Source organism: Pseudescherichia sp. (assembly GCF_031998825.1).
Classification (GTDB): Bacteria; Pseudomonadota; Gammaproteobacteria; order Enterobacterales; family Enterobacteriaceae; genus Pseudescherichia.
Genome location: NZ_DAMACX010000045.1, coordinates 1 through 17,072, shown reverse-complemented (window position 1 = coordinate 17,072; position 17,072 = coordinate 1). Strand labels below are relative to the sequence as shown.

The following is a 17,072-nucleotide window of genomic DNA, read 5'->3' as shown; positions in this document are numbered from 1 at the left end:
CCAAACTCTGACGACCCCGTCGCAAAATTTGTTATCAATTTATATGAACAGTGTTATGCCCTTACGCTAGCAAACCGGTGCCCGTCTGCTATGCTTTTTTGTTATGCATGTTTCATCTTTCACAAAAGTGTGAATCAACACACTCACGTAAGCTTTTGCTTTTCAAGGAGTATTGTGTATGAACTACTTAGACGGCATCAAACAGTTCACCACCGTCGTGGCCGACAGCGGTGATATCGAATCCATTCGTCACTACCAACCGGAAGACGCGACCACTAACCCCTCCCTGCTGCTGAAGGCCGCAGCGCTGGAGCACTTCTCTCACCTGGTCGACGATGCGCTGGAGTACGGTAAAGCGCGCGGGCAGACGCAGGAGCAGCAGGTTGCCGAAGCGAGCGACAAGCTGGCGGTAAATATCGGTGCAGAAATTCTGAAAAGCGTTCCGGGCCGCGTCTCTACCGAGGTGGATGCCCGCCTCTCCTTCGATAAAGAGAAGAGCATCGCCAAGGCCCGCCGTATCGTACAGCTCTATGAGGAGCTGGGCATCGATAAGTCGCGCATTCTGATCAAGCTGGCCTCAACCTGGGAGGGGATCCGCGCCGCTGAAGAGCTGGAGAAAGAGGGCATCAAGTGTAACCTGACCCTGCTCTTCTCCTTTGCCCAGGCGCGAGCTTGCGCCGAAGCGGGCGTCTACCTGATCTCCCCGTTCGTGGGTCGCATCTACGACTGGTACCAGCAGCGCAAGCCGCAGGATCCCTACGTGGTAGAAGAGGATCCAGGCGTGAAATCAGTACGTAATATCTACGACTACTACAAACGCAACCGCTACGAAACCATTGTGATGGGGGCAAGCTTCCGTCGCATCGAACAGATTGTGGCCCTTGCCGGCTGCGACCGCCTGACCATCTCCCCGGCGCTGCTGCAGGAGCTACAGGATAAAGAGGGCACCATTGAACGCAAGCTGGTGCCGACGTCACAGAGCTTCCCGCGCCAGGAGCCGTTGACCGAAGCTGAATTCCGCTGGGAACATAACCAGGATCCGATGGCGGTAGAAAAACTCTCTGACGGTATCCGCCAGTTCGCCGTTGACCAGCGCAAACTTGAAGATCTGCTTGCCGCTAAACTTTAATTTTTGTCATGGAGTGAAATATGTCCCGTAAAGAGCTTGCCAACGCCATTCGCGCCCTGAGCATGGACGCGGTACAGAAAGCCAACTCCGGCCACCCAGGCGCACCGATGGGGATGGCCGATATCGCCGAAGTGCTGTGGAATGATTTCCTTAAGCACAACCCGACCGATCCGACGTGGTATGACCGCGACCGTTTTATTCTCTCCAACGGCCATGCCTCGATGCTGCTCTACAGCCTGCTGCACCTCTCCGGCTACGATCTGCCGATTGAGGAGCTGAAAAACTTCCGTCAGCTGCACTCAAAAACGCCGGGTCACCCGGAGATTGGCTATACGCCGGGCGTCGAGACCACCACCGGCCCGCTCGGCCAGGGGCTGGCTAACGCAGTAGGGTTGGCGATTGCCGAGCGCACGCTGGCAGCGCAGTTTAACCAGCCGGGACATGAGATTGTCGATCACTTTACCTACACCTTTATGGGCGACGGCTGCCTGATGGAGGGGATCTCCCACGAGGTCTGCTCTCTGGCGGGCACGCTGGGGCTGGGCAAGCTCATCGGCTTCTACGACCACAACGGTATCTCCATTGACGGTGAAACCGAAGGCTGGTTTACCGACGATACCGCTAAACGCTTTGAAGCCTACCACTGGCACGTAGTGCATGAGATTGACGGTCACGATCCGGAGGCGATTAAAGCGGCCATCCTTGAAGCGCAGAGCGTCAAGGACAAACCGTCGCTGATTATCTGCCGGACGGTGATTGGCTTTGGTTCGCCGAACAAAGCGGGCAAAGAGGAGTCCCACGGCGCGGCGCTGGGGGAAGAGGAAGTCGCTCTGACCCGCCAGAAGCTGGGCTGGAAGCACCCGGCCTTCGAAGTTCCGAAAGAGATCTACCAGGCGTGGGATGGCCGCGAGCGCGGTGAGAAAGCCCAGCAGTCGTGGAATGAGAAATTCGCTGCCTATGAGAAGGCCCACCCTGAGCTGGCGGCTGAGTTCTCCCGCCGTATGGGCGGTGGCCTGCCGGAGAATTGGGAGCAGCTGACTCAGGAGTACATCACTAAGCTGCAGGCCGAGCCGGCGAAGATTGCTACCCGTAAGGCATCGCAAAACGCGCTTAACCAGTACGGCCCGGCGCTGCCGGAGCTGCTGGGCGGTTCCGCAGACCTTGCGCCAAGTAACCTGACCATCTGGTCCGGGTCTACCTCGCTGAAGGAGGACGCGGCCGGGAACTATATTCACTACGGCGTGCGTGAGTTCGGTATGACCGCCATTGCCAACGGTATCGCTCACCACGGCGGCTTCGTGCCCTATACCGCCACCTTCCTGATGTTTGTCGAGTATGCGCGTAACGCGGCGCGCATGGCGGCGCTGATGAAGGCCCGCCAGATCATGGTCTACACCCATGACTCTATCGGCCTGGGAGAAGATGGCCCGACGCACCAGGCGGTTGAGCAGCTCGCCAGCCTGCGCCTGACGCCAAACTTCAGCACCTGGCGTCCCTGTGACCAGGTCGAGGCGGCGGTGGGCTGGAAGCTGGCGATTGAGCGCCACAACGGCCCGACCGCGCTGATCCTCTCCCGTCAGAACCTCACCCAGATGGACCGTACCCCGGAGCAGGTGAAAGCCATCTCCCGCGGCGGCTATATCCTGAAGGACAGCGACGGCCTGCCGGATCTGATCCTCATCGCCACCGGCTCTGAGGTGGAGATCACCGTGAAGGCAGCGGAGCAGCTGAGCGCCGAAGGCCATAAGGTGCGGGTGGTCTCTCTGCCATCGACGGATATCTTTGATGCCCAGGATGATGAGTACCGTGAGTCGGTGCTGCCGTCAGACGTCAGCGCCCGCGTGGCCGTTGAAGCCGGAATTGCTGATTACTGGTACAAATATGTCGGCCTGAAGGGTGCTATCGTCGGGATGACCGGCTACGGTGAATCCGCTCCGGCCGACAAGCTGTTCCCCTTCTTTGGCTTTACCGTCGAGAATGTGGTCGCCAAAGCGAAAAAGGTACTTAACGCGTGATCCACAGCGTGGGCCAGGCATCTGGCCCATGCCAGTTATCGCAGCTTGGCTCTTCTGCATAGCGCACCAGACGAAAACGCTGGCCGTCAAAACGCCAGCGCGTCTGAATTCCGCAATCCACCAGCCCGCGTCCCTTGGCAAGCGTTGTCAATTCGCGGGCTTTTTGATCGAACCCGGCGTTCATCAACTCCATCTCATCGTTACCGCTGCCCGGAATAAATGGCAGGCGCAGGCGCACCGGTCTGGCCGCGTAGGGTTTTTTGCGCGACACCAGCCAGGCGAGATCCACCGTATTGTAGGCCCCCGCCTCACAGCTGACGATCAGCAGCGCTTTGTCGTCGGTTAAGGCGGTCACGCGGACCTCACGGCGCATGGGATCCAGAGAGCACTGGCTGTTGTTCATTCGCAGGCTGCCGTAATCCAGCAGGGAGTCCATCTCTTCTCGGGTAAGCGGGGTTGGGGTCGGGTTCACAACCGCGACCCCTTTCAGGGCCGGGGCGGGCGGCACGCTCAGGGAGGGATTACCGCCCTTTTTAATCCACGCGGTTTCGCTGCCGACGCGCTTTTGCTGGGCATCAATAAACAGTAGCGCTGCCTTCAGGCCCACCAGGGAGATCGTGCCCTGCCCATCCTTCAGGGTTATCGCCTGCGCATTCTGAATGGTCTGCAAAAAGGCGCTGATGGTCGGTGCATGCTCGGTGATTAACCGCCACGGTGAAATGGCCCAATGCTGAGCCTCAAGCCGCAGCGGCATCCCGTCGATCAGCAGGCGCGGCGCAACGGGCGGCTCTTTTGCCGACGGCGTCTGGCTGCCGCCAAGCTCGATACGCAGCTGCGCATCGGTACGCGCCCCCGCGCTGCGCGTCAGGGTCATGACTAATCCATAGTGCTCACCGGTATTGCGTGCTACGCAGAAATTTTGGTTATTACAGGTGACCTGCCAGTCGGAAAAACTCTGCTGGGCAGGCGCCGCCCACGCGGACGAGGCGACACAAAAATTAAGCAGTAGCAGCAGCAAAACGCGATAATGCATGAACGGTACAACCCCAGAAGTAGAAGCATAGCGAGTAAACAGCGGTATCTTCGTCGTGCTGGGGTAGCTGACTCAATCGGATTTATCGGATAGATTTATTCTAAATGCATGTTTTTAACCCGATAAATATCAAGACATTAGACCTGAAGCCTGTAAATATTGCAGTAATATCACCGCTTTAGCGTCGCGTATCTCGCCGCTGGCTACCGCTTCCAGCGCCTGGGTAAAAGGCATCTCAAGTACTTCAATATCCTCATCTTCTACGCCACCGCCGACGTTTGTCTTCAGGCTGTCGCTATATTCAGCAATGAAGAAGTGGACAATTTCGGTAACGCCGCCGGGAGACATATAGAGCTCAAAAACCTTCCGGACCTCACCAACCTGATAGCCTGTCTCCTCGATGGCCTCTTTGCGAGCGCACACTTCCGGCTCATCATTGTCGAGCAGTCCGGCGCAGGGCTCAATCAGTCGTCCATCCTCGTTACCGTTGACCCAGGTGGCAATGCGGAACTGACGAACCAGCACCACGCTGCGCTTTTCCCGGTTGTAGAGCAGAATGGTCGCCCCGTTGCCGCGATCGTACACCTCGCGGCGATGGCGGATCACCTCCCCGTTGCGGCGGGTCAAATCATAGGTGATATTGCGTAACACAAAGTAGTTTTCAGAGAGGATCTTATCTTTGATAACGTCTATTTTCAGCGACATACAGGCCCCAAAAGATGAATGTGAATAGACATCTTACGCTCTGAGGCCTGCCTTGTCGTGCCAGCTAATCTTCACGGCCTGGGTAAACAACGTGATAATTTACACTTTCTCCTTTTTTTCTCCACGTTTAGTCAGGCGATTGCCGCTAAAGTGGGATGAAGCAATGTTGAGTTATAAAGCACAATAAAAGAGGTCTCACTTCTGATGGCGAATTTCTTTATTGATCGCCCAATTTTCGCCTGGGTGTTAGCTATCATTTTGTGCCTCACCGGCACGCTGGCAATTCTTTCGCTGCCCGTCGAGCAGTATCCCGATCTGGCCCCGCCTAACGTGCGGATCACGGCCAACTATCCCGGTGCCTCCGCGCAAACGCTGGAGAATACCGTTACCCAGGTTATCGAGCAGAACATGACCGGGCTGGATAACCTGATGTATATGTCCTCGCAAAGCAGCGCCACCGGGCAGGCGACGGTAACCCTCAGCTTTACGGCAGGTACCGATCCCGATGAGGCGGTGCAGCAGGTGCAAAACCAGCTCCAGTCTGCGATGCGCAAGCTGCCCCAGGCGGTGCAGAACCAGGGCGTGACGGTACGTAAAACCGGTGATACCAATATCCTGACCATCGCCTTCGTCTCGACGGACGGCTCGATGGATAAGCAGGATATTGCCGACTATGTTGCAAGTAACATTCAGGATCCCCTCAGCCGGGTTAACGGCGTGGGCGACATCGACGCCTACGGCTCGCAGTATTCAATGCGTATTTGGCTCGATCCGGCCCGCCTGAACAGCGTTCAGCTGACGGCAAAGGATGTGACCGATGCAATTGAGGCGCAGAACGCGCAGATTGCCGTTGGCCAGTTGGGCGGCACGCCGTCGGTAGACAAGCAGGCGCTGAACGCCACCATCAACGCCCAGTCGCTTCTGGAAACGCCAGAGCAGTTTCGCAACATCACCCTGCGGGTTAATCAGGACGGCTCTGAGGTGCGCCTCGGCGACGTTGCGCAGGTGGAGATGGGGGCGGAGAAGTATGACTACCTGAGCCGCTTCAACGGCAAGGCGGCCTCGGGTCTTGGGGTCAAGCTCGCCTCCGGCGCTAACGAGATGGAGACGGCGAACCTGGTGCTCAACCGGCTCGACGAGCTGTCGCACTTCTTCCCCCACGGCCTGGAGTACAAGGTGGCCTACGAGACTACCTCCTTCGTTAAGGCCTCGATTATCGACGTGGTAAAAACCCTGCTGGAGGCCATCGCGCTGGTCTTCCTGGTGATGTATCTCTTTCTGCAGAACTTCCGCGCCACCCTTATCCCGACCATTGCCGTGCCGGTGGTGCTGCTCGGCACCTTCGCCGTGCTCTACGCCTTCGGCTACAGCATCAATACGCTGACCATGTTCGCCATGGTGCTCGCTATCGGCCTGCTGGTGGATGACGCCATCGTGGTGGTCGAGAACGTCGAGCGCATCATGAGCGAAGAGGGTCTCTCCCCGCGCCAGGCCACACGTAAATCGATGGGCCAGATCCAGGGCGCGCTGGTGGGTATCGCGATGGTACTGTCGGCGGTGTTTGTGCCGATGGCCTTCTTTGGCGGCACCACCGGGGCAATCTATCGCCAGTTCTCAATCACCATCGTGGCGGCAATGGTGCTGTCGGTGCTGGTAGCGATGATCCTCACCCCTGCGCTCTGCGCGACCCTGCTCAAGCCGATACATAAAGGGGAGCAGCACGGGCAGACGGGCTTTTTCGGCTGGTTCAACCGGATGTTTAACCGCAGCGCAGCGCGCTACGAGTCCGGCGTCGCGAAAATCCTCCACCGCAGCCTGCGCTGGATGTTGATCTACGCCCTGCTGCTCGGCGGCATGGTATTTCTCTTCCTGCGCCTGCCGACCTCGTTCCTGCCGCAGGAGGATCGCGGCATGTTCACCACCTCGGTGCAGCTGCCCAGCGGCGCCACCCAGCAGCAGACGCTGAAGGTGGTGCAGAAGGTAGAGGATTACTTCGCGACCCATGAGAAAGATAACGTCATGTCGGTCTTCGCCACCATCGGCTCCGGGCCGGGCGGCAACGGCCAGAACGTGGCCCGTATGTTTGTCCGCCTGAAAGATTGGGACGAGCGCGATCCAACCACCGGCAGCTCCTTCGCCATTATCGACCGTGCTACGAAGGCGTTTCGCGATATCAACGAGGCGCGGGTCTATGCCAGCAGCCCACCGGCTATCAGCGGCCTCGGCAGCTCGGCCGGGTTTGATATGGAGCTACAGGATCACGCTGGAGCCGGACATGACGCCCTGATGGCCGCCCGCGACAGGCTGCTGGATCTGGCCGGGCGCGATCCGTCCCTCGCCCGGGTACGCCATAACGGCCTGGATGACAGTCCGCAGTTACAGATCGATATCGATCAGCACAAGGCTCAGGCGCTCGGTGTCTCTATCGACGATATCAACGATACGCTGCAAACCGCATGGGGCTCCAGCTACGTGAATGACTTTATGGATCGCGGGCGCGTGAAGAAGGTCTACGTCCAGGCGGCGGCGAAATACCGTATGCTGCCGGACGATATTAACCTGTGGTACGTGCGCAACAACGTCGGCGGCATGGTGCCCTTCTCCGCCTTCGCTACCTCCCGCTGGGAGACCGGCTCTCCGCGTCTGGAGCGCTACAACGGTTACTCCGCCGTAGAGATTGTCGGCGAGGCTGGGACCGGGGTCAGTACCGGCACCGCCATGGACATTATGGAGAACCTGGTGAGCCAGCTGCCCGGCAGCTTTGGCCTCAAGTGGACCGCGATGTCCTACCAGGAGCGGCTCTCCGGTGCGCAGGCTCCGGCGCTGTATGCTATCTCCCTGCTGGTGGTCTTCCTCTGTCTTGCAGCGCTCTATGAGAGCTGGTCGGTGCCCTTCTCGGTGATGCTGGTGGTACCGCTCGGCGTGATCGGCGCGTTACTGGCGACCTGGATGCGCGGCCTGGAGAACGACGTCTACTTCCAGGTGGGGCTGCTTACCGTCATTGGACTATCGGCGAAAAACGCCATTTTGATCGTCGAGTTTGCCAACGAGATGAATGCCAAAGGCCAGGATCTGCTCTCGGCCACGCTCCACGCCTGTCACCAGCGCCTGCGGCCGATCCTGATGACCTCTCTGGCGTTTATCTTTGGCGTCCTGCCGATGGCGACCAGCAGCGGCGCTGGCTCCGGCAGCCAGCACGCGGTGGGAACCGGGGTCATGGGCGGGATGATCTCCGCTACCGTGCTGGCGATTTTCTTTGTCCCGCTCTTCTTCGTGCTGGTGCGGCAGCGCTTCCCGCTAAAAGAGCGTCAGGAAGATTGAACAACAAAAAAGGCGGCCTATAGTGGCCGCCTCGCTGTTGCGTGATATTGTTCACGCTTCTGTTATATTAGTGCTTCTTTCTTAGTGCGTATCCGGAATTATTTACGAAGCATACCTTCGATAAAATCTTTCCAGTTCCCCAGTTCATGCTCAATCATAACAACCTCATCTAATTATTATGGGTATTCTACAAAAATTCGCCATTGCTGTGAAGAGACGCTAAATCAATTGCTATGATTGGACACCTCCGCGTTATTAGTTTGGCTTGAAGAGACTATGACGCAGCGGCGGCTGTAATAATGTGACATATAGCAACATTCCTAAAAGCGGGCAGCGAAACGTTTCGCCAGCGTGACGCACCTCGCAACTTTACGCTTTTCTCGTCCAGTCTGCGCAAGAGGGCTTTTCGGATATTCCCTGGGCAAATATTGCGCAATAAATAATCTTATTAATGCACAATAATATTAATCATTGCCTGCTAATTATTTACTGGCGACACGTGAAGTTATGCAAAATAGATGAACAACAATCTAAAACTAAAACAAATTGCTTCACCATCGCAGCGGTTCAGGTAATACTTTGGCCCTCTGCATTAACAAGGTGAAATTTTATGAACGACATTGCGTCTGCCACTCTGCCGGTGCTGTACGGCATCAAGAACTGCGATACCGTCAAAAAAGCGCGCCGCTGGCTGGATGAGCAGCAGATCGCCTACCGCTTCCATGACTACCGCGCCGACGGGCTGGATGCTGATATGCTGCAACGCTTTATTGCCGAGCTGGGGTGGGAAGCCTTGCTGAACACGCGCGGTACTACCTGGCGTAAGCTGGATGAAACGCGGCGAGAAAGTATCCAGAATGCCACCTCGGCGGTCGCGTTGATGCTTGAAATGCCTGCAATTATCAAACGCCCATTGCTCTGCGCGCCCGGTAAGCCTATGCTGCTGGGTTTCACAGGATCCAGTTACGAGCACTATTTTAACGAGGTGTAGTCTATGTCATGCCCGGTTATTGAGCTGACCCAACAGCTTATTCGCCGCCCTTCTCTCAGTCCCGACGACGCAGGATGCCAGGCGCTCATGATTGAACGCCTGCGCGCTATCGGCTTTACCGTTGAACGGATGGATTTTGGCGACACACAAAACTTCTGGGCATGGCGCGGCCAGGGCGAGACGCTGGCATTTGCCGGTCATACCGACGTGGTTCCCGCTGGCGACGCCGACCGCTGGATCAACCCGCCGTTTGAACCCACCATCCGCGACGGCATGCTATTTGGTCGCGGGGCGGCCGACATGAAGGGTTCCCTGGCGGCGATGGTGGTGGCTGCCGAGCGTTTCGTGGCCCAGCATCCGAACCATAGAGGACGTCTGGCCTTTCTGATCACCTCCGACGAAGAGGCCAGCGCTACCCACGGCACGGTGAAGGTTGTGGAGGCGCTGATGGCACGTAATGAGCGCCTCGACTACTGCCTGGTGGGCGAACCCTCCAGTACCGAAGTGGTGGGCGACGTAGTAAAGAATGGGCGTCGCGGATCGATGACCTGTAACCTGACCATTCACGGCGTACAGGGGCACGTGGCCTATCCGCATCTGGCGGATAACCCAGTGCACCGCGCAGCCCCGATGCTTAACGAGCTGGTAGCTATCGAGTGGGATCGGGGTAACGAATTTTTCCCGCCAACCAGCATGCAGATCGCCAATATTCAGGCCGGGACCGGCAGCAATAACGTCATCCCCGGCGATCTGAAGGTGCAGTTTAACTTCCGCTTCAGCACCGAGCTTACCGACGAGGCGATCAAAGCCCGCGTGGCTGAGCTGCTGGATAAGCATCAGCTGCGCTACAGCGTTGACTGGTGGATCTCTGGCCAGCCGTTCCTTACCTCGCGCGGTAAGCTGGTGGATGCGGTGGTGAAGTCGATTGCGCACTATAATGAAATTGAACCGCAGCTGTTAACCACGGGCGGCACCTCGGACGGACGCTTTATCGCGCGGATGGGTGCGCAGGTGGTCGAGCTTGGGCCGGTGAATGCGACCATTCATAAAATCAACGAATGCGTAAACGCCGCCGACCTGCAGCTGCTGGCCCGTATGTATCAACGTATTATGGAACAGCTGGTTGCATAATCGCGTTTCTGAATGAGGACATGAGCATGGAATGGCTGGCTAAATATTGGTGGATTCTGTTACTGGTTTTCCTGGTGGGCGTGCTGCTGAACGTTATTAAAGACCTCAAGCGCGTCGACCATAAGAAATTTCTCGCCAACAAACCCGATCTGCCCCCGCATCGCGACTTTAACGATAAGTGGGACGACGAAGACGACTGGCCGAAGAAAAAGTAGTCGGTTAGGGTTACGCCGGGCGGCGCTTCGCTTGCCCGGCCTACAAATCTACATAAATTCAACGATATCGTCGTCATTGAACTTACCGCCGCTGAGCGCCTCATCAAAATAGTGCTTCGGCACGGTATAGCTCAAACGATCGAGCGCCAGCTGCATACTCTCCTGGCTGATGCCGTGTCCCAGATCGTCAACGATATCCAGCGTCACATCGCCTCCGGCCAGTAACAGCGCCTCCTGGGCGGCAACGGCGTGCGTCAGCTCAATCACCCGGTCCTCCCCACCGTGGATTAGGTGGATAGTCACCGCCGCGCCGATAGTCGTCGGCAGGCTGGCGAAGCGGCCGTTAAAGGCAATCACCCGCGACGCCAGATCCGGTTGGGCTTTGACCCCCTCCAGCGACATGATCGCCCCCTGCGAGAAGCCAATCAACGCCGTGGCCTGCGGCCCCAGCCCGCTCTCGCGTTGCCAGTAGCGTACGGTCTCAATAAAGGCTGGCATGATGGCGTCCACGCGCTGCTGACGGTTCTCCTCCGTCACGCCCTGCACGGAGAACCACTGCCGCGCCGGAGCCGGACCGCAGGGTTCAGCTCCGCCAACGCTGACGATCAGCGCATCCGGAAAGCGGGCGGCAAAGCCGGTGCCGACCTGCCCCATCGCCACCGGATTATCGCCAACGCCATGAAACAGCAGCAGCAGCTGGCTGGCAGGTTTGTCAGGACGTTGTACAACATAATATTCATGTTCCATGGCGGTCTCCTTATAGCGTTGAGGTAAGTTTACGCCGTGCATCGGCAATGACCATGCCATTTAACTGAATGAGATTGTTAAAAAAATTGCAGAGTGGCAACCTGCTGCTGGCTCTGTGCTGCCCGGTCTCTGTCCAGAGAAGTCAGCGCCTCTGCCGTCTCGTTTCGCTGAGCGGCCAGCAGCGCCTTACGTCCGGCCAGCCGTAGACGCTGGCACGCCTCTGCCTCGCTGAGACCCTGCTCCAGCTGGCTGCGCAGCGCGGCCAGCGGCAGGTCGCTATGGTTCAGCAGACGACTGAGCGCGCCGGTGGCCGCTGAGAGCGGACGATGGGCAAAGGCAAAACCGGCCAGCTCGAGCCAGTCATCACTATTAAGGGTAGTCGGCTCTCCCGGCGGCAGGGGTAACTTTTCAGCACGCCAGGGGGCCAGCCAGGGCAGATCCCTCGCCAGCCTGCGCTGCTCCGTTGCCACCAGCGCCTCTGCCGCAGAGGTGAGCGGCAGGATAGCCATTGCCGTGTAGCAGCCGCTGCTCGCCTCGCGGTAGCTGCCCAGCCGCACCAGCTGAAAGCCACAGCGCTGCCAGAACCGCCACAGCTCCCGGGTGTAGCCAAAGCTCACCGAAAGATAGTCGCAGCCCGCACTGTGGACATGCGCCTCGGCGATCAGCCGCTGGCCGATGCCCTCCCGTTGACGTGAGGGGTGAACGGCGATGCGGCTGATACGACGTCCCTCCAGCGTAGCCGCCAGCGGGCTGGCGCCGTGCGCGGCCAGCGACTGGGCCACCAGATTGCCGCGCGGCCGCCGAAAGCCCGCCCATACCGCCTGGCTCAGATCGGGCGAGAGTCCCCCCTCCTCCACCAGCCACAGCGCGGCAATAGGTTGCTCATCGGCCACCGCCTGCCAGAAATGCTGCCCTGGGGCATCCATCATTCGCCGTAGATCGAGAGGCGACGTCCGGTAGTGGGCGCTGGTTAGCAGGCGGTAGAGCGCGGCGGGCTGCTCGGGCGACGTCAGCCACGCATCCTGCGTCAGAGAAGCTATACGGTATTCAACGCTGGAGTCAGAGAAAGGGACGGCATCATCAAACAGCAGCAGGTCACTGATAAAGGCCTCCAGCGGGCAGCCGTTGGCCCAGCGCAGCGGCGTGTTTAGATTTTTGTGTTGCAGGCGATCCAGCCCGGCGCAGAGCTTCAATAAGAAGCCCTGCCCTGTCCCCTCGTAGCCCTGCACGGTGGTGGTGAGCAGAACCCGGCTGAACCCGGCGATCAGCTCGCGCAGCAGCGGGCCAGGAATGGCCGCGGCCTCATCCACAATTAGCCAGTCAGGGTGGTCAGCGTTTTTATCACTAAGACGCTGGAGCAGCGCATCCGGCGGGACGAAGTTCACCGCCTCCCCGGCAAACTGCGCCAGCACGTCAGTGGCAGCCCGCCCAGGAGCGGTCACGATGGCTTTGCCCTGCAAATAACGAAGATGCATTCCCGCCAGCGCCGATTTGCCGCGTCCGCGCGGGGCGGTGACCACCATCACGCCAGGCAACATTGAGCTTAATTCTGCGAGGATTGCGGCCTGCTCACGCTCCGGCGCGCCGCTGGCCGGGTGCCATGCCGGACGTGGCGCGAAGTCAGGAAGCGTGAGCGGCTGCCCCTGCTGCCAGAGGATCGCCTCGCCGTGCGCCTGTAGCGTGCGGCAAAAGTGATTGATAAAGCGTGGGGTGGCGATGGGCTGAGCGGTATCGCTCCAGCGGCAGGCGTCGGCATCGGGGGTCTGCGCCCAGCGGGCAAGTGCGGGAGTGAGCAGGATCAGCCAGCCTCCCGCCCGCAGCGTACCGCCGAGAGCCGCGAAGGCGGCAACGTCAAAACCCCGGCGAGCATCAAAGACGGCATGGCTGAACTCACGGCCCAGCAGCGTAGTTAACGCCCGAGGGTGGCAGTAGTGTGCCGCCAGGGAGGCATCCTGCTCTTCGCCCACCCACAGCGCTCCCTGATTAACAATCAGGGCGGCGGCCTGCTGCTGGCACCACGTCTCTTCCCCGCTGACAACCAGCAGGCGACGGATGCCCTCGTGCGCCATCTGCGCGCTCAGGGCGATCAAACGCTCCATGTCACTCTTCCCGAAATTGAAGCCTTACAGATTTTTGCCAAAGGTGTTGCACTGGGCAACGTCACCTGTGTCAAAGCCGCGTTTAAACCAGGTATAACGCTGCTCGGAGGTGCCGTGGGTAAAGCTATCCGGTACTACCCGGCCCTGGCTCTGCTGCTGGAGACGATCGTCCCCAATCGCTTCGGCGGCGTTCAGCCCCTCCTGCAGATCGCCCTCCTCCATCACGCCCTGCTGCTGCATGCTGCGGCCCCAGACGCCAGCGAAGCAGTCGGCCTGCAGCTCCATCATCACCGACAGGCGATTCACCTCAACCTGGGAAGCATTTTGCTGCAGCTGGCGTACTTTCGGTTCAATGCCCAGCAGCTTCTGCACGTGGTGGCCGACCTCATGGGCAATCACGTAGCCCTGAGCAAAGTCGCCTGCCGCACCAAGCTTGCTCTTCATCTCTTCGTAGAAGGAGAGATCGATATAGACTTTGCCGTCCGCGGGGCAATAGAACGGCCCCATGACCGACTGGCCGGTACCGCAGCCGGTCTGGGTATAGTTACGGTACATCACCAGCGTAGGCTGCTGGTAGGTGCGGCCCATTTTCTCAAACAGCTGGGTCCACGTCTCTTCGGTAGTAGCAAAAATGACGCGGGTAAACTTCGCCGATTCATTCTCCTGCGGGGTAGCAACCTGCTGGGTACCCGGCTGGGAGATGGGCTGACCGGTAAGCAGCCCGGTTAAATCCACGCCGTAGTAGCCACCGATCACCACAATTATCAGCAGAATAATCCCACCCTTACCCCGGGGCAAACGCAGACCGCGGCCGCCCAGCGGACTGCCTGCTTCGTTACGCCTGTCTTCAACGTTATTACTTTCGCGACGCCCTTGCCAACGCATAATCACCTCAGAGATATTTTAATAATATGATTGATCGTAGGCGGTTAAGGGCAGGATTACCATAAGAAAGGTGCTGTAACAGGCCGGAGGAGTGGGGAACGCCTCCGGCTAATACTTACGCGTTAAAACTAGTCCAGTTTCACACCGAGACGGTGAGCCACGGCTTCATAGGCTTCGATCACGCCGCCAAGGCTCTGACGGAAACGATCTTTATCCATTTTATCCATGGTCTCTTTATCCCACAGGCGGCTACCGTCCGGGGAGAACTCATCGCCCAGCACCACTTCGCCGTTAAACAGGCCAAACTCCAGCTTGAAGTCCACGAGGATCAGACCGGCGTCGTCAAACAGTTTGGTCAGCACGTCGTTGGCCTTGTAGGTCAGCTCTTTCATGCGCGCCAGGTTCTTCTGATTCACCCAGCCGAAGGTTTCGCAGTAGGAGTCATTGACCATCGGATCGTGCATTTCATCGTTTTTCAGGAACAGATCGAACAGAGGCGGATTCAGGATCATGCCCTCTTCAATACCCAGACGCTTCACCAGCGAGCCTGCCGCGCGGTTACGGATAACGCACTCTACCGGAACCATCTCGAGCTTCTTCACCAGGCATTCGGTATCGGAGAGCAGCTGCTCCATCTGTGTTGGGATGCCCGCCTCTTCCAGCTTGCTCATAATGAAATGGTTGAACTTGTTGTTCACCATGCCCTTACGATCGAACTGTTCAATGCGCGCGCCATCCCCTGCTGACGTATCATTGCGGAATTCGAGCACCAACAGGTCCGGGTTTTCCGTACTGTATACGGTCTTCGCTTTGCCACGATACAACTCAGCTTGCTTTTGCATCTTTGTTACTCCAGGTTCCAGGTGTGATGATTTGAGAACTAATTGCGGCCATTATCCGCTACGCACACGTTTGCGTCTACCCTGATAAAAAAGGCCGGAGCAATCCGGCCTGATTATTTACTGGAATGCCGCTTCGAAAACGGCCACCAGCGCGTCGTTTTGCGACTGGGTAAGGGTGTGCCCTTTCGGATCGATAAACTGCAGGCTGCTGCGGTTATCGAGATCGCCTACCTGCAGCTTATAGTCGCCGGAGGTGAGGCCCGGATCGCGCGCGCCAATTGCCTGCCAGTCGCTGTCAGAGAGCGGCTTATAGGTTACCGCCATGCTGCCGGTTGAGCGCGTGGAGTCGGTCACCTTCATGCCCACCTTCTCAAGGGTGGCGGGCAGACGCTGCCAGACAACGTTAAACGGCCCACGAACCACCAGCATCGGCAGACCGGTATCGTCGGCACCGCTCTGTACGTCGAGGGTGGCGGCAGAGCGGTTCTGCGCAGCGTTTTGTGCCGCAGTGGCGGTTTTATCCAGACCGGCGGAGATGGCGTTCAGCATTTCGGTGCTGTAGCGCTGCAGCGAGGCGGTATCGGCCACCGGCTTGCCAGCCTGCTCCAGATTCACCAGCTTCACGACAACCGCCTGCTGATAGCCCTGCGGTTTAACCGAGATTTGATAACGGCCACGGTACTGCTGATCTTCATCGAGGCGATTCCAGTCAACCCAACCGGTGGTCAGGGTCTGCGCGGCGTCGTCGCGTTTATCAATCGCGTAGTTATTGCCCTGAACAATGCTTACCACCTGCGGCCACAGCGTGCTGCGGTTGCCGTTCTCCACCAGCAGCGTTGCGGTATCACCGGTAAACTGGGTGCGGGCACCCGTTACCAGCGCCAGCGGCTGGGCCGGTGGGCGGATATCCAGCGCTTTACCGACGGCACCGCTGCCGTTGGTTACTGGAATGTTGTAGTCACCGTTCTGCACCGGCAGGATCATGCCAGCAGGCGCATGAAGTTCACCAAGCGGCGCGGCATCCAGATAGGATTCATCACCGCTAACCTGGCGCTTATAGCGCGAGTCCGAACTACAGGCAGCGAGCAGCATAACAAGCGAAACACCCGCTACCTTCACCAGGCGCGACTTCTGTACTGAGTAAGCCATCAAATCTCCCTAAACTTTACAGCAAACCGGCGTGCTTAAGCGCAGCGGTAACAGCCTCACGACCGTGGTCGGTAATCGGCGTCATCGGCAGACGCAGCGTGTCGGTCGCCACAAGCCCCAATGCCTTGCATGCCCATTTCACCGGGATAGGATTGGGTTCGACAAATAGTTTGTTGTGTAACGGCATCAGACGCTGGTTAATCACCCGCGCTTCGCTAAAGTGCCCCTCAGCGGCCAGACGGCACATTTCGGCCATATCGCGTGCGGCCACGTTGGAGGTCACGGAGATCACGCCGTGACCTCCAAGCTGCATGAAATCCAGCCCGGTGGCATCGTCGCCGCTTAAGAGACCAAAGTCATCTGAAACCAGCTCTTTGATCTGATGAACGCGACTTAAGTTCCCGGTAGCCTCTTTGATTGCGACAATATTGTTCACTTTCGCCAGGCGGCCCACGGTTTCAGGCAGCATATCGCAACCGGTACGCGAAGGTACATTATACAGAATTTGCGGCAGATCAGTGTGTTCCGCGATGGCTTTAAAGTGCTGGAACAGCCCTTCCTGCGTTGGACGGTTGTAGTAAGGCGTGACCGTCAGGCAGCCTACCACGCCGCTGTCGTTGAAGCGCTGAGTCAGGCTAATGGCCTCAGCGGTGGCGTTTGCGCCCGTGCCTGCAATAACCGGGATGCGCCCGTCGGCCAGCTCCAGAGTCAGCATGACGACGTCACCATGTTCCTCATGGCTCAGCGTGGCGGACTCACCGGTAGTCCCTACCGATACAATCGCCGAGGTTCCGCTGGCGACATGATAAT

15 protein-coding genes are annotated in these 17,072 nt (G+C 58.4%); 6 read left to right on the top strand and 9 right to left on the bottom strand.

Annotated elements, in window-relative coordinates; all coding sequences use genetic code 11:
* Nucleotides 1–178: 178 nt before the first annotated feature.
* Together tal and tkt are read left to right on the top strand one after the other, a co-directional pair.
* Nucleotides 179–1,129 (top strand): transaldolase, encoded by a 951-nt coding sequence (tal, locus tag RTP97_RS17265; RefSeq protein ID WP_312212646.1) that lies wholly within the window; start codon nucleotides 179–181, stop codon nucleotides 1,127–1,129.
* A 20-nt stretch (nucleotides 1,130–1,149) separates the two neighbouring features.
* Entirely contained in the window at nucleotides 1,150–3,144 is a 1,995-nt protein-coding gene (gene tkt / locus RTP97_RS17260) for a transketolase (RefSeq protein WP_312415850.1), read from the top strand.
* Here the strand turns inward: tkt and RTP97_RS17255 are convergent.
* Together RTP97_RS17255 and nudK are read right to left on the bottom strand one after the other, a co-directional pair.
* Nucleotides 3,134–4,177 carry a DUF1176 domain-containing protein gene (locus RTP97_RS17255; RefSeq protein WP_312415847.1) on the bottom strand — a complete coding sequence of 348 codons (1,044 nt, stop codon included), beginning with the start codon at nucleotides 4,175–4,177 and terminating at the stop codon, nucleotides 3,134–3,136. The genes tkt and RTP97_RS17255 overlap by 11 nt on opposite strands.
* A gap of 129 nt (nucleotides 4,178–4,306) precedes the next feature.
* Complete coding sequence (gene nudK / locus RTP97_RS17250) at nucleotides 4,307–4,882, bottom strand: GDP-mannose pyrophosphatase NudK (RefSeq protein WP_312212649.1); 576 nt, start codon at nucleotides 4,880–4,882, stop codon at nucleotides 4,307–4,309.
* Nucleotides 4,883–5,086: 204 nt separating this feature from the next.
* Here nudK and acrD point away from each other — a divergent pair, with 204 nt between their 5' ends.
* Complete coding sequence (gene acrD, locus RTP97_RS17245; RefSeq protein WP_312415844.1) at nucleotides 5,087–8,203, top strand: multidrug efflux RND transporter permease AcrD; 3,117 nt, start codon at nucleotides 5,087–5,089, stop codon at nucleotides 8,201–8,203.
* 98 nt (nucleotides 8,204–8,301) lie between these two features.
* Here the strand turns inward: acrD and ypfM are convergent, their stop codons facing one another.
* The gene (ypfM, locus tag RTP97_RS17240) at nucleotides 8,302–8,361 is read right to left on the bottom strand and encodes a protein YpfM (RefSeq protein WP_100181659.1); all 60 of its coding nucleotides are present in this window, start codon (nucleotides 8,359–8,361) and stop codon (nucleotides 8,302–8,304) included.
* A 476-nt stretch (nucleotides 8,362–8,837) separates the two neighbouring features.
* On the opposite strand from ypfM, the gene RTP97_RS17235 reads away from it, so the two are divergent.
* From RTP97_RS17235 to RTP97_RS17225, 3 genes are read left to right on the top strand one after another with little or no spacing between them, the layout of a single operon-like run.
* A complete protein-coding gene (locus tag RTP97_RS17235) occupies nucleotides 8,838–9,194 on the top strand; it encodes an ArsC family reductase (protein WP_312415880.1) in 357 nt (118 codons plus the stop codon).
* Nucleotides 9,195–9,197: 3 nt separating this feature from the next.
* Entirely contained in the window at nucleotides 9,198–10,325 is a 1,128-nt protein-coding gene (dapE, locus tag RTP97_RS17230; RefSeq protein WP_312415842.1) for a succinyl-diaminopimelate desuccinylase, read from the top strand.
* A gap of 26 nt (nucleotides 10,326–10,351) precedes the next feature.
* A complete protein-coding gene (locus RTP97_RS17225) occupies nucleotides 10,352–10,540 on the top strand; it encodes a YpfN family protein (protein ID WP_042389360.1) in 189 nt (62 codons plus the stop codon).
* Nucleotides 10,541–10,588: 48 nt separating this feature from the next.
* Here RTP97_RS17225 and ypfH read toward each other — a convergent pair whose 3' ends face one another.
* The 6 genes from ypfH to dapA form a co-directional block, all read right to left on the bottom strand.
* Nucleotides 10,589–11,287: an esterase gene (gene ypfH, locus RTP97_RS17220; protein WP_312415840.1), complete on the bottom strand. Its 699-nt coding sequence runs from the start codon at nucleotides 11,285–11,287 to the stop codon at nucleotides 10,589–10,591.
* A gap of 77 nt (nucleotides 11,288–11,364) precedes the next feature.
* Entirely contained in the window at nucleotides 11,365–13,386 is a 2,022-nt protein-coding gene (locus tag RTP97_RS17215; protein WP_312415838.1) for a GNAT family N-acetyltransferase, read from the bottom strand.
* Nucleotides 13,387–13,410: 24 nt separating this feature from the next.
* Nucleotides 13,411–14,271, bottom strand: a complete 861-nt coding sequence (locus RTP97_RS17210; protein WP_312415836.1) for a neutral zinc metallopeptidase — start codon at nucleotides 14,269–14,271, stop codon at nucleotides 13,411–13,413.
* 128 nt (nucleotides 14,272–14,399) lie between these two features.
* Nucleotides 14,400–15,113 (bottom strand): phosphoribosylaminoimidazolesuccinocarboxamide synthase, encoded by a 714-nt coding sequence (gene purC / locus RTP97_RS17205; protein ID WP_103818897.1) that lies wholly within the window; start codon nucleotides 15,111–15,113, stop codon nucleotides 14,400–14,402.
* A gap of 117 nt (nucleotides 15,114–15,230) precedes the next feature.
* The gene (gene bamC, locus RTP97_RS17200; RefSeq protein WP_312415834.1) at nucleotides 15,231–16,262 is read right to left on the bottom strand and encodes an outer membrane protein assembly factor BamC; all 1,032 of its coding nucleotides are present in this window, start codon (nucleotides 16,260–16,262) and stop codon (nucleotides 15,231–15,233) included.
* A gap of 16 nt (nucleotides 16,263–16,278) precedes the next feature.
* Nucleotides 16,279–17,072: 4-hydroxy-tetrahydrodipicolinate synthase (gene dapA, locus RTP97_RS17195; protein ID WP_312415832.1), on the bottom strand; the 794-nt coding region annotated here is incomplete at its 5' end.